Source organism: Paraburkholderia sp. BL9I2N2 (assembly GCF_004339745.1).
GTDB lineage: Bacteria > Pseudomonadota > Gammaproteobacteria > Burkholderiales > Burkholderiaceae > Paraburkholderia.
Window position 1 is genome coordinate 3,664,450 of sequence record NZ_SMGP01000001.1, and the last position, 12,508, is coordinate 3,676,957.

Consider the following 12,508-nt stretch of genomic DNA (forward strand, 5'->3'; position numbering starts at 1 on the left):
CTCCATAAAACAAATGTGCCCGGAGAGCCTAAAAGGCTCGCCAGGCGTGATAACCGCTCTTGCACGTTTCTGCTGTCCTGCTGTTCGACAAAGCTGGCGCAGTCTCCGGTGCAGCCGGGCCGCACACAAGGCTGTGTGCGGCTTTACGGTCGAAAGGCGACCTGGCTTTAGTCTTTCTTGACTTCCTTGAACTCGGCGTCGACCACGTCGTCCTGCTGGTGGCTCGCGCCACCGGCCGTTGCACCCGGGCTTGCCGCGCCCGCTGCCGCTGCTTCGGCACCTTGCGCAGCCTGCATGTCGGCGTACATCTTCTCGCCCATCTTCTGCGAGGCGGTGGCCACCACTTCGATCTTGGCTTCGATCGCGGCCTTGTCGCTCGAACCGCTCTTCAGCGTTTCTTCGAGGTCCTTCAGCGCGGCTTCGATCTTTTCCTTCTCAGAAGCTTCCAGCTTGTCGCCGTATTCGGTGAGCGCCTTCTTCGTGCTGTGGACCAGCGCGTCGCCCTGGTTGCGCGCATCGGCCAGTTCACGCAGCTTGTGATCTTCTTCCGCGTTCGCTTCGGCGTCCTTCACCATCTTCTCGATTTCGGCTTCGGACAGACCCGAGTTTGCCTTGATCGTGATGCGGTTTTCCTTGCCGGTCGCCTTGTCTTTCGCGCCGACGTGCAGAATGCCGTTCGCGTCGATGTCGAAGCTCACCTCGATCTGCGGCGTGCCGCGCGGTGCCGGCGGAATGCCTTCCAGATTGAACTCGCCCAGCAGCTTGTTGCCCGCTGCCATTTCGCGTTCGCCCTGGAACACCTTGATCGTCACGGCGCCCTGATTGTCGTCGGCCGTCGAATAGACCTGGGCGTGCTTGGTCGGGATCGTGGTGTTCTTGTTGATCATCTTCGTCATCACGCCGCCGAGCGTTTCGATGCCGAGCGACAGCGGGGTCACGTCGAGCAGCAGAACGTCCTTGCGGTCGCCCGACAGAACCTGGCCTTGAATCGCGGCGCCCACGGCGACGGCTTCGTCCGGGTTCACGTCACGGCGCGGATCCTTGCCGAAGAACTCCTTGACCTTTTCCTGCACCTTCGGCATGCGGGTCATACCGCCGACGAGAATCACGTCGTCGATTTCGCCGACCTTCACGCCTGCGTCCTTGATCGCCACGCGGCACGGTTCGATGGTGCGTTCGATCAGCTCTTCAACCAGCGCTTCCAGCTTCGCACGCGTAATTTTCAGGTTCAAGTGCTTCGGACCCGACGCGTCGGCCGTGATGTACGGCAGGTTGATTTCGGTTTGCTGGCTCGACGACAGTTCGATCTTCGCCTTTTCAGCCGATTCCTTCAGGCGTTGCAGCGCGAGCACATCTTTCGACAGATCCACGCCCTGTTCTTTCTTGAACTCGGCAATGATGTAATCGATGATGCGCTGGTCGAAGTCTTCACCGCCCAGGAACGTATCGCCGTTCGTGGAGAGCACTTCAAACTGCATTTCACCGTCGACGTCCGCGATTTCGATGATCGACACGTCGAACGTACCGCCGCCCAGGTCATACACCGCGATCTTGCGGTCGCCCTTTTCGGCCTTGTCCAGACCGAACGCCAGAGCGGCTGCCGTCGGCTCGTTGATAATCCGCTTCACTTCCAGACCGGCGATGCGGCCTGCATCTTTGGTTGCCTGGCGCTGGCTGTCGTTGAAGTACGCGGGAACCGTGATCACAGCTTCCGTGACCGGCTCGCCGAGATAGTCTTCAGCGGTCTTCTTCATCTTGCGCAGCACTTCCGCGGAGATTTGCGGCGGAGCGAGCTTCTGATCGCGCACTTCGACCCATGCGTCGCCGTTATCGGCTTTCATGATCTTGTACGGCATCAGGCCGATGTCTTTCTGCACTTCTTTTTCTTCGAAGCGGCGGCCGATCAGGCGCTTGACTGCGTACAGCGTGTTCTTCGGGTTGGTGACCGACTGACGCTTCGCAGGCGCGCCGACGAGGATCTCGCCGTCTTCCATGTAAGCGATGATCGACGGCGTGGTGCGCGCACCTTCCGAGTTCTCGATCACCTTGACCGAATTGCCTTCCATGATCGCCACGCACGAGTTGGTCGTGCCGAGGTCGATGCCGATGATTTTGCCCATTTTTACTAATCTCCTAACTTTGATCGCTGCGGGAAGCGCCTTGTTTGCCCAGCTGGCGGTAAGGCGATCCGCTCTCAATTCCTACCTGCACTCAACATAAGTGCGTCCGCATCGTTTTCAAGACCTCTTTTGCGATGCGGTCTTTAATTTTTTTCAATCGGGCGAACTTTTGCCCAAATTTGTTCCATTAACCGAGCCGCCTGCCTGCCGACGTGGAAGTGAAACCACGTGGCCACGCCGTGCAGCATGAAGCGCCGGCCCAGTTCGCTATGCTCGCCAACGTTGCTGTGAAACCATTCGAGACCGAGCGCGTGAATCGCGCCCGGCTCACGGGCACGGCTTTCCTGAAGATCTCACAGTTGAAGCGGTCGAGATTCTGGCAAACACCACGCCAATTCATCGTCTGCTCCGAATGACTCGGCGCCGAGCTCGCGCATCGCGAAGACGCGAAGCACCGAGGCGCCGACGAGAACACTGGCCGCGGCGCTGCCTGCTGCCGGCCGAAACGGCTTACCGAGCCTTCCGGCGCTTACTTCGGTGCCGCGACGGTCACGAGTGCTGGACGCAGCACGCGATCGGCGATCACGAAGCCCTTTTGCAGCACGGCCACCACGGTGTTCGGCTCCTGCTCGGCCGGCACCATGGAAATGGCCTGATGGCGGTGCGGGTCGAACTTCTCGCCAATCGGATTCAGGGCGACGACGCGGCCCTTCTCCAACGCGCCGGTGAGCTGGCGCAGCGTGAGTTCGACGCCTTCGCGCACCTTCTGCAGATCGTCGGATGAGTGGGCGACGGCTGCCTCGAGGCTGTCGATTACCGGCAGCAGATGCTCGGCGAAGCTCTCGATTGCAAACTTGTGTGCCTTGGCGACGTCTTCCTGAGCGCGGCGGCGGACGTTTTCGGTCTCAGCCTTGGCCCGCAGGAAGCTTTCCTGCAACTCGGCGATCTTCGCTTCAGCTTCGGCCAAGGCCGCTTGCTCGGCGTTGACCGGCGAGTCGGTCGCGGCGTTGGCAGCCGCTTCCTGCTGAGGTGCCGCGGCCTCGGCGGCCTGGCGCGCGGTTTCGTCGGCGGGCGTGGGATTCTGGCTCGTCGGGTTCTCTTGCGTGTTTTCCATGTCGCTGAAAGTCGTTAAATGTGAAAGCGAGGTAAAAGCCAACGGTGGCAGGCAACGCATCAAACCTGGCGCGGTTTGTGCGTTGCAAAATCGCGACAGACAACTGCGCGAGTCACCGCAAATCAAAACGGCAGATGAGGCCGGGAACAACCATTTCAAGCGGTTCTCCCGGATCTTTTCGCACCACGAACGCGCGGCGGAAATGCCCGGTTACAACGATTATTGCTGCGCAATCAGATTGAGATTGAGTGCTATCGACAAGTGGCCTATGCTCCACTTAAGCATCGGAAAAGACGCGTTAACCCTAATCTGACGTCAACCTTTCCGACATATTGCAATTTCCACCCGATTCGCCCGTCTTTATCCTGAACCTTCCCGAGGGGAGTACCGTGAAACTGACCTTTGCAATCTCGGTGGTCGCATTGGTTCTGATTGCGGGCACCACGACCATCTGCATGTCCGGGGCTGTCAACGACCACACTACCGAATACGGCGGTGTGCATGCGACCATGGAACAACTGTTCAACCCCCACCTGAAAGTTTGTCGATAGTGCGCCTGTCGCGTTTGGTCGGCCGGCCGTGCAACGCGGCCGCCGGCTCGCGATACGTCTTGCGCCGCTCCTGTTCGACCTGCCGCTTCACCTTGCTCGCTTCGGTTTCCGCATAAAGCGTTTGCGCGACGCTCGCCGGGCCGCGCACGTCGCACACGCCCAGCACTTCCACCTGCCACACAATCCGTTCGATCTCGATCTCCACCAGGTCGCCGACCCGCACGTCTTTGGCCGGCTTAACGCTGGCGCCGCCAATCCGCACGTGGCCTTTTTCGACGGCGTCGGCCGCGAGCGAACGCGTCTTGAAGAAGCGCGCCGCCCAAAGCCATTTGTCGATGCGCAGCTTCGCGCCCGCTTCAGTTGAAATCGTGTAATTCATGAGCCTGTTCAAGCTCCTGTCGTATGCGGCACCGGCAACGCCTGCACCGGCCATCCCTGGAGGTTCTGCGCGACGATCTCGCCCAGCGCGGCAATCCATGCCTGCGAGGCGTTCAAGCAGGGAATCCGATGGAAATCCTTGCCGCCCGCGTGGAGGAATTCGTCGCGCACTTCCATGCCGATTTCCTCGATCGTTTCAAGGCAATCGGCTGTAAAGCCCGGACAGAACACGTCGGCGCGACGCACACCCGCCGCACCCAGTTCCTTCAGCGTGGGCGCCGTGTACGGCTGCAGCCATTCGGCCTTGCCAAACCGCGACTGGAACGTGATGCGGCATTCCACCTGTGTCAGTTCGAGCGCCTGCATCAACAGTGCGCCGGTTTGCTGGCATTGCTCGTGGTATGGGTCGCCGAGATCCAGCGTGCGCTTGGGCACGCCGTGGAAACTCAGTACCAGCTTGTCGCCCGCGGCAAAGTCCGGCCGGCCGTGCTGATGCCAATAGTGATGCACCTGCGCGGCAAGCGCCGCAATGTACGCCGGATGGTCGGCGTACTGCCGCACCGTGCGGATCTCCGGCTGATTGCGCATACGCTTGAGCGCCGAAAAGGCGTCGTCGAAAGCGGTGGCGGTGGTCGACGACGAATACTGCGGATACATGGGCATCAGCAGCACGCGCTCGGCGCCCGCCAGCTTGAGCTGGTTCAGCATGGCCGGAATGCCCGGCGTGCCGTAGCGCATCGCGTAATCGACCAGCACAGTGTAGTCGTTCAATTGCAACAGATGGCGCAAGCCCTCCACCTGCTTCTCTGTGTGAACGCGCAGTGGCGAGCCTTCGGGCATCCACACCGCGGCGTACTTCTTGGCGGACGCGCGGCCCCGGACCGGCAAAATCAGCAGCCGCAGAATGATCTGCCAGAGCAGCGCCGGAATTTCGACCACGCGCGGATCGGACAGAAACTGCGCGAGATAGCGGCGGACCGCACGCGGCGTCGGCGCGTCGGGCGTGCCGAGATTGATCAGCAGCACGGCGACACGGTGTGACGTGGCGTTCTGTGAGGGCCGCTCGAGGTCGAAGCGCATAGGCAGCAGAAGTAACCGGTTTTGGCGGAGAGTCGGTTCAGGTGGGATTCATTATAGCGGCGCGGTTCATGCACCGGTCCGCCGGACACCCCTGGCCATTCGGCCAATTGGCAAGCCGCGCGCGGTCACGCATTATTTGCAGCAGGTGCCGCCGCGGCCAGGAGTCGAAGCTATTTATTGCTGGCTGAGAGTCAGGGAAAGCAGGCGTGCGGTGATGTCCACAATCGGAATCACGCGGTTGTAGGCCATGCGGGTCGGCCCGATCACGCCGAGCGTGCCGACGATCTTGCCGTTCACCTCGTACGGCGCGGTGACCACGCTCATTTCCTCGATCGGTACGAGATTCGACTCACCGCCGATGAAAATCTGCACACCCGCCGCGTGACTCGACACGTCGAGCAATTGAAGGAGACTGGTCTTTTGGTCGAACACATCGAACAGCTTGCGCAAGCGCGCCATGTCCGACGAAAGGTCGGCTACTTCGAGCAGGTTGCGCTCGCCGGAAATCAGCACGGTCTCGCCCGTGTCGGATTCGTCCGTGCTGGCGGTGACGGCGGCGTGCATCAGCGTAGTCATGTCACCGCGCAGTTCGTCGATTTCTTCGCGCAGGCGGCGGCGCACGTCGTCGAACGAAAGGCCCGCGAAGTGCGCGTTGATGTAGTTGGAAGCCTCGACCAGTTGCGACGGCGAGAAATCGCGCTGGGTCGCCATGATGCGGTTCTGCACGTCCCCTTCCGGCGTGACGATGATCAGCAGAATGCGCTTGTCGGACAAACGCATGAACTCGATCTGCTTGAACACATGGCTGCGCCGCGGCGTGAGCACCACGCCGGCGAACTGCGACAAATTGGAGAGCACGCTGGCCGCCGCCGCAACGATTTTCTGCGGTTCGCCCGCCTGCAGCGTAGTCTTGACGGTACGCGTCACGGCCTCTTCGTCCGCGGCGGACTCCACCGTCAGCATGGTGTCCACAAACAGGCGGTAGCCGCGAGGCGTAGGAATGCGGCCCGCCGAAGTATGCGGACTGATCACGAGCCCCAGGTCCTCGAGGTCGGACATCACGTTGCGGATCGTTGCGGGACTCAGTTCGAGGCCCGAATAGCGCGACAATGTGCGCGAGCCGACCGGCTGACCTTCGGCGATGTAGCGCTCGATCAGCGTTTTGAGGAGGGTTTGTGCGCGAGGATCTAGCATGACGGAAAATTTTAGCTCAATGGCACGACAACCGCGAGCGCTAGGGGCGCCCATCCCTGACGAACGCGCCGCCTGTTGCCAGCGCAGCGCATTGCCTTCGGTCCGGCCTGCTAGCCGGCGTTCCGCCCGACGCTTTGCGGACCACCTTGCGGGCCACCTTCTGGGCGGCCCCGCTGCCGGCACCCGCCGCACTTTAACCGGCGCACATGTCATCAAGGCTTCACCATTCTAACGATAATCGCGAGATGCGCTGACGGCCCGCGCGTGCCGGCCGGCTACCGGGTCTGTCTGCGGTTCTTTTCAGGCCCTACCTATGGTGTAATGCCGGCATGCAAGTGACCAGCCAGTTCAAGACCGTCGCGCTCGTCGGGCGCAACAATACGCCGGGCATCGCCGAGCCCTTGACCACGCTCGCCTCGTGCATCGCGAAGCGCGGCTTCGAGGTCGTGTTCGAAGCCGACACCGCCGCCGAGATCGGCGTCACCGACTATCCGGCGCTGCGTCCCGCCGAGATCGGCGCGCGCGCCGACGTTGCGGTGGTGCTAGGCGGCGACGGCACCATGCTCGGCATCGGCCGCCAGCTTGCGCCGTACCGCACGCCGCTGATCGGCATCAACCACGGGCGGCTCGGCTTCATTACCGACATTCCGATCTCCGACATGCGCGAGATCGTGCCGCAAATGCTCTCGGGCAACTTCGAGCGCGAAGAACGTGTGCTGCTCGAAGCGCGCATCATGCGCGGCGGCAATCCGATCTATCACGCGCTGGCCTTCAACGACGTGGTGGTCAACCGCAGCGGCTTCTCGGGCATGGCGGAACTGCATGTCTCGGTGGACGGCCGCTTCATGTACAACCAGCGCTCGGACGGCCTGATCGTGGCCACGCCCACCGGCTCGACCGCTTACGCGCTGTCGTCGCAAGGGCCGATTCTGCATCCGCAATTGCAGGGCATCGTGCTGGTGCCGATCGCGCCGCACGCGCTCTCGAACCGGCCGATCGTGCTGCCGGACGACTCCAAGGTGAGCATCCAGATCGTCTCGGGGCGTGAGGTGAACGTCAATTTCGACATGCAGTCGTTCACCTCGCTCGAACTGAGCGACACGATCGAAGTGCGCCGCTCGCGTCATACGGTGCCGATGCTGCATCCCGTCGGCTACAGCTACTTCGCCACGCTGCGCAAGAAGCTGCACTGGAACGAATACCCGTCGCACGAAGAAGACTCCAAGCCCTGAGCGGCAAGGACACCGGAACGCGAACGCCGCCGCTGCCGAAACCCGACTATCACGCTCACCAGACCATCTCCATGCTTCGCCACCTCTCGATACGCGACTTCGTCATCGTCGCCGCGCTCGATCTCGAATTCGACAGCGGCTTTACTGTTTTCTCCGGCGAAACCGGCGCCGGCAAGTCGATCCTGATCGACGCGCTGGCGCTAGCGCTCGGCGCCCGCGCCGATGCGAACGTCGTGCGCACCGGCGAAGGCCGCGCCGACATCACTGCGGAGTTCGAGACGCATGCGCAGGTCGAGCAATGGCTCGACGAGCAGGCGCTCGGCACGACCGGCGACGACGGCCATCACGACGGCACGGTGATGCTGCGGCGCGTGGTGGATGCCAACGGCCGCTCGCGGGCCTTCATCAACGGCACCGCGGCGACGCTCGCGCAGTTGCGCGAGGTCGGCGAAATGCTGGTGGATATTCATGGCCAGCATGCGCACCAGTTGCTGATGCGCCCCGACGCGCAACGCGAACTGTTCGACACACACGCCGGCCTGTCCGACACTGCCGCAACCGTTACGCGAGCATGGCGCATGTGGCGCGAGAAGGTTCAGGCGGTCGAGCACGCGCAAACGCGTGACCGTGAACTGCAACTGGAACGCGAGCGCCTCGCCTGGCAGCTCACCGAACTGGACAAGCTCGCGCCGCAACCCGGTGAGTGGGAAGAAGTGAACGCCGAGCATCGGCGGCTGTCGCACTCCGCCAATCTGATCGACGGCGTGCAAGGCGCGCTCGGCGCGCTGTCCGAATCGGACGAGGCCATGATCACGCATCTTTCCTCGATCGTCTCGAAGGTGCGCGATCTGGCGGAGATCGATCCGGCCTTGAACGACGTGCTGGCCGCGCTCGAGCCGGCCGAAATCCAGCTGCAGGAAGCGGCTTATTCGCTGAGTCATTACGCGCAAAAGCTCGAACTCGATCCGGACCGGCTGGCGCAGGTCGAGAAGCGTCTCGACGCGTTGCATTCGGCCGCGCGCAAGTTCCGTCTGCAGCCGGAAACGCTGCCGGAGGAACACGAGGCGCGTCGCGCGCAACTGGCCGCGCTCGACGCGGCCGCCGACCTCGCCAGCCTGCACGCCGCCGAAGCCAAAGCCAGGGAAGACTTCCTGACCGAGGCGAAGAAACTTTCGAAGGCGCGCGCCAAGGCCGGCAAGGCGCTGGGCGCGGCGGTGACCACGGGCATGCAGGAACTGTCGATGAAAGGCGGCAACTTCGAAGTCGCGCTGGTGCCGCTGCCCGAAGGCGGCGCGCATGGGCTCGAACAGGTCGAGTTCCGCGTCGCCGGTCATGCCGGCGTGCCGCTGCGGCCGCTTGCCAAGGTCGCCTCAGGCGGCGAACTGGCGCGGATCAGCCTCGCGCTCGCCGTGATCGCCAGCGCCGCCAGCCCGACACCCACGCTGATCTTCGACGAAGTGGACACGGGCATCGGCGGCGGCGTCGCCGAAGTGGTCGGGCGGCTATTGCATCAGCTTGGCCAACAGCGCCAGGTGCTGTGCGTGACGCACTTGCCGCAAGTTGCCGCGCGCGGCGACCATCATTTCCAGGTGGCGAAAGCGGGCAATGGCAAAGGCGGCACGGTCAGCAGCGTGACCTCGCTCGACAAGGCGAGCCGCGTCGAGGAAGTCGCGCGCATGCTCGGCGGTTTGGAGATCACGCCGACCACGCGCAAGCACGCGAAGGAAATGCTGGCGGCGTAGTTGTTCGTCGGCTGGGGATGCCCTCGCCATCCGCGACTCGCGATCGGAGCACTGGCGGCGACGAACGGCGGCTAAGGGTGAATCGCTGGGCGCGTCGCCCGCTTGGCAGAGTGATGGCCGCGACGTCGCTCACGCCGCCGCTCGAAGCGCCGCCAGGCAGATCCCGCTTGAGAAACCCTCGCGCGCGTTCAACCAAACACACGCTTCCACAGCCCCAGCACCGCTTCACGCTCCCTAGCCACCAGCGCCGGCTCGACCCGCGCCTTCTCCATCCCATCCAACCGCAACTGGTGCTGCAACTTGCGGTACGTGCGATACGCCGCGCCGACCGTCTCCGCTTCCGCCTCGCTCATCAGGCCGAAGCGCGACACTTCCCGCAGCAACGCGATGTTGCCGGTATTGCGGATCAACTCGGGATCGCTCGCCGCGTGCAACAACACCCAGTACTGCACGGTGAATTCGATATCCACCATCCCGCCGCTATCGTGCTTCAGGTCGAACAGCGCCGTATGGTTCGGATGCCCCGCTTCGACGCGCGCACGCATCTCCACAATTTCCTTCATCAGCGGCGCCGCTTCGCGCGGCGTGGTCAGCACCTGTTCGCGGATGGCTTCGAACTTCGCGCCGATCTCAGCGTCGCCCGCGCAGTAACGCGCGCGGCTCAATGCCTGGTGTTCCCACACCCACGCCGTATTCGCTGCGTCGCCCTCGCGCAACTGGTAACGGCGGAACGCGTCCAGATCGGTGACGAGCAGGCCCGATTCGCCGTTCGGCCGCAGACGCAAGTCGACGTCGAACAGGGTGCCGGCGCCGGTTGCCGTCGTGAGCCAGGTGATCAGGCGGCGGGTGTAGGTGGAGTAGACGTCGGCTGCGGCGTCGTCGGGGTCGTCGTAGAGGAAGATCACGTCGAGATCGGACGCGTAGCCCAGTTCCTTGCCGCCCAGCTTGCCGTACGCGATCACCGCGAAACGCGGCACGTCGCGGTGGCGTTTCGGCAACTGGTTCCAGACGGCCTCGAGCGTGACGTCGAGCACGGCATCGGCGAGTTCGGACAGCCGGTCGCTCACATGTTCGACGCTCAGCTTGCCGGCCAGATCGATTAGCAGAATGCGAAACACCTCGGCCTGGTGGGCATGGCGCAACAGATCCATCTGCTGCTCGACGCCGTCTGCCGCGGCAAGGCGCAGGCGCAGCGTGCGCTTGAATTCGGGCCAGTCGAACGGACTGTTGATCGCTTCGTCGTCCAGCAATTCGTCGAGCAATTGCGGATGGCGGATCAGATAGCCGGCCGCCCAGCGCGAACCGCCGAGCACCGACAGCACGCGATGCAGCGCCTGCGGGTATTCGGTCAGCAGCGCGAGATACGCGCCGCGCCGGCTCACTGCTTCAAGCAGGTCGAAGAAGCGCGCCACCGTATCGCCGCGCCGCTCGGCGGGCTCCAGCGTGCGCGCGGCTTCGAGCGCCCGTTGCGCGACGATGTCGAAACGTTGCCGGCTGCGCTCGGCCAGCCCCGCATAACGCGACGACTGCCACACCGCGCGCAGCCGCGCGAGCAGTTCGCCCGCTTCGGCCACGCCGAGTTCGATCAGGCGCGCCTGCAGGGCTTCGTCGGCGCTGTCGTCGGCGAGCGCGCTGCTCCACACCCACACGCCGGCGCCGTCTTCGGGGGCGCCACAGCCGTCGCGGCCGCTCACCTTGTCGGCGAAAATCTGATCGAACTGCTGTTCGACGAATTCGCGATGCGCGTCGAGCTTGGCCATCAGCGCGGCGTAGTCGTCGCAACCCATCGCATGAGCGAGCGCCGCGCGTTCCTCGCGATCGACCGGCATCGCATGGGTCTGCGCATCGTTGCGGTATTGCAGCCGATGCTCGAGTTCGCGCAGGAAGCGATACGCCTGCGACAGCTTCACGCAAACCGACGTGTCGATCAGCCCATGCGTGGCCGCGTGACGCAGCACGGCAAGCGTCGGCCGCACACGGAAGCCCGCATCCTGGCCGCCACGGATCAACTGGAACACCTGCGCGCTGAATTCGATTTCGCGGATGCCGCCCCGCCCGAGCTTGATGTCGTCCGCCTTGTCGGGACGCATCGACGCGCGCCGCTGCGCCTCCTGGCGAATCTGCAGATGCAGTGCGCGAATCGCGCTGATCACGCCGAAGTCGAGATAGCGGCGATAGACGAACGGCGTGACGATCGCATCGAGCTGCTTCTGCAGCCGTTGCGCGGCATCGCTCGCGGCTTCGGACACGAGACGCCCCTTGATCCACGCATAGCGTTCCCACTCGCGGCCTTGCACGTAGAAATACTCTTCGAGCATGCCGAGACTGCACACGAGCGGCCCCGAGTCGCCGTTCGGCCGCAGCCGCATATCGACGCGGAACACGTAGCCGTCGCCGGTCACTTCGGCGAGGGCGCCGATCAGGCGCTTGCCGAGGCGCGTGAAAAAGTCCTGCGTGGCAATCGGCGACCGCTGGCCGCCGGCGGTCTCACCGTCCTCTTCATAAATGAAGATCAAGTCGATATCGGACGACACGTTCAGCTCGCGCCCGCCAAGCTTGCCCATCCCCACCACGCCAAGCGAGAGCCGTTCGCCTTGCGGATTGCGCGGCTCGCCGTATAGCGCTTCGAGTTCGGCGGACAGGACCGCAAGCGCGCGCTGGATCGTCGTCTCCGCCAGGTCCGTCATCGCGCCGGTGACTTCGGCAACATCCGCCTCACCCGCCAGATCACGCTCCATCACGGCGCAAAAAACCTCGGTGCGCAGTTGGCGCAAGGCCCGTTTAAGTGCATCTTCACTCAATGGCGCATCGGCCGCGCCGGCCGACTCGGCGCACAAGGCGTCGAAACGCGCGTCGATACGCTCGCGCGTGAGCGGCCCGGACGCCAGCGCCGCCACGTGCGCCACGAGTTGCGGACGGGCCGCCGCAGCGCGCGCCGCGTAGTGTGAATAGTTGGAACTCAGGAGAGTGGCGTCAGTCATCAAGGGTCTGGCTCGCTCGTTGCTTGATCAGCGTGGTTCAGTTCGTCGTAGTACACGGTAGCGGTGGTCGCGGCAGCCTCGCGCAAGTCGCGAGACGGCATGCAGACAGGGTTTGC

10 protein-coding genes and 1 pseudogene are annotated in these 12,508 nt (G+C 63.7%); 4 read left to right on the forward strand and 7 right to left on the reverse strand.

The genetic code is table 11. The features are described 5' to 3' along the window. Positions 1 to 167: 167 nt before the first annotated feature. The 3 genes and pseudogenes from dnaK to grpE form a co-directional block, all read right to left on the reverse strand. The gene (gene dnaK, locus B0G74_RS16885; RefSeq protein ID WP_132375994.1) at positions 168 to 2,120 is read right to left on the reverse strand and encodes a molecular chaperone DnaK; all 1,953 of its coding nucleotides are present in this window, start codon (positions 2,118 to 2,120) and stop codon (positions 168 to 170) included. Positions 2,121 to 2,320: 200 nt separating this feature from the next. Next, a pseudogene (locus B0G74_RS46675) lies at positions 2,321 to 2,557 on the reverse strand (thioredoxin); the annotation flags it as partial. Positions 2,558 to 2,649: 92 nt separating this feature from the next. Beyond that, positions 2,650 to 3,234 carry a nucleotide exchange factor GrpE gene (grpE, locus tag B0G74_RS16895; protein WP_132375995.1) on the reverse strand — a complete coding sequence of 195 codons (585 nt, stop codon included), beginning with the start codon at positions 3,232 to 3,234 and terminating at the stop codon, positions 2,650 to 2,652. On the opposite strand from grpE, the gene B0G74_RS16900 reads away from it, so the two are divergent. Both B0G74_RS16900 and B0G74_RS45800 read left to right on the forward strand, forming a co-directional pair. Next, positions 3,233 to 3,547 (forward strand): hypothetical protein, encoded by a 315-nt coding sequence (locus tag B0G74_RS16900; RefSeq protein WP_132375996.1) that lies wholly within the window; start codon positions 3,233 to 3,235, stop codon positions 3,545 to 3,547. The genes grpE and B0G74_RS16900 overlap by 2 nt on opposite strands. Positions 3,548 to 3,623: 76 nt before the next feature. Further along, a complete protein-coding gene (locus tag B0G74_RS45800) occupies positions 3,624 to 3,785 on the forward strand; it encodes a hypothetical protein (protein ID WP_012431795.1) in 162 nt (53 codons plus the stop codon). Here the strand turns inward: B0G74_RS45800 and B0G74_RS16905 are convergent. The 3 genes from B0G74_RS16905 to hrcA all read right to left on the reverse strand — a co-directional run bounded on the left by B0G74_RS16905 (position 3,757) and on the right by hrcA (position 6,437). Beyond that, entirely contained in the window at positions 3,757 to 4,164 is a 408-nt protein-coding gene (locus B0G74_RS16905) for an RNA-binding S4 domain-containing protein (RefSeq protein ID WP_132375997.1), read from the reverse strand. The two genes, B0G74_RS45800 and B0G74_RS16905, sit on opposite strands and share 29 nt — an antisense overlap. An 8-nt stretch (positions 4,165 to 4,172) precedes the next feature. Beyond that, a complete protein-coding gene (hemH, locus tag B0G74_RS16910; protein WP_132375998.1) occupies positions 4,173 to 5,243 on the reverse strand; it encodes a ferrochelatase in 1,071 nt (356 codons plus the stop codon). Between the two features lie 174 nt (positions 5,244 to 5,417). Continuing rightward, a complete protein-coding gene (gene hrcA / locus B0G74_RS16915) occupies positions 5,418 to 6,437 on the reverse strand; it encodes a heat-inducible transcriptional repressor HrcA (RefSeq protein ID WP_106284494.1) in 1,020 nt (339 codons plus the stop codon). A gap of 329 nt (positions 6,438 to 6,766) precedes the next feature. Here hrcA and B0G74_RS16920 point away from each other — a divergent pair, with 329 nt between their 5' ends. Both B0G74_RS16920 and recN read left to right on the forward strand, forming a co-directional pair. Beyond that, positions 6,767 to 7,669 (forward strand): NAD kinase, encoded by a 903-nt coding sequence (locus tag B0G74_RS16920; RefSeq protein ID WP_132375999.1) that lies wholly within the window; start codon positions 6,767 to 6,769, stop codon positions 7,667 to 7,669. 71 nt (positions 7,670 to 7,740) lie between these two features. Beyond that, complete coding sequence (gene recN, locus B0G74_RS16925; RefSeq protein WP_132376000.1) at positions 7,741 to 9,411, forward strand: DNA repair protein RecN; 1,671 nt, start codon at positions 7,741 to 7,743, stop codon at positions 9,409 to 9,411. 188 nt (positions 9,412 to 9,599) lie between these two features. Here the strand turns inward: recN and glnE are convergent, their stop codons facing one another. Next, a complete protein-coding gene (glnE, locus tag B0G74_RS16930; protein WP_132376001.1) occupies positions 9,600 to 12,392 on the reverse strand; it encodes a bifunctional [glutamate--ammonia ligase]-adenylyl-L-tyrosine phosphorylase/[glutamate--ammonia-ligase] adenylyltransferase in 2,793 nt (930 codons plus the stop codon). Positions 12,393 to 12,508: the final 116 nt, after the last annotated feature.

Bases quoted from the DNA above. Each gene is read 5' to 3' on its own strand.
- dnaK (WP_132375994.1), bottom strand. From the start codon at position 2,120: ATGGGCAAAATCATCGGCATCGACCTCGGCACGACCAACTCGTGCGTG.
- B0G74_RS16900 (WP_132375996.1), top strand. From the start codon at position 3,233: ATGTCGCTGAAAGTCGTTAAATGTGAAAGCGAGGTAAAAGCCAACGGT.
- grpE (WP_132375995.1), bottom strand. From the start codon at position 3,234: ATGGAAAACACGCAAGAGAACCCGACGAGCCAGAATCCCACGCCCGCC.
- B0G74_RS16905 (WP_132375997.1), bottom strand. From the start codon at position 4,164: ATGAATTACACGATTTCAACTGAAGCGGGCGCGAAGCTGCGCATCGAC.
- hemH (WP_132375998.1), bottom strand. From the start codon at position 5,243: ATGCGCTTCGACCTCGAGCGGCCCTCACAGAACGCCACGTCACACCGT.
- hrcA (WP_106284494.1), bottom strand. From the start codon at position 6,437: ATGCTAGATCCTCGCGCACAAACCCTCCTCAAAACGCTGATCGAGCGC.
- B0G74_RS16920 (WP_132375999.1), top strand. From the start codon at position 6,767: ATGCAAGTGACCAGCCAGTTCAAGACCGTCGCGCTCGTCGGGCGCAAC.
- recN (WP_132376000.1), top strand. From the start codon at position 7,741: ATGCTTCGCCACCTCTCGATACGCGACTTCGTCATCGTCGCCGCGCTC.
- glnE (WP_132376001.1), bottom strand. From the start codon at position 12,392: ATGACTGACGCCACTCTCCTGAGTTCCAACTATTCACACTACGCGGCG.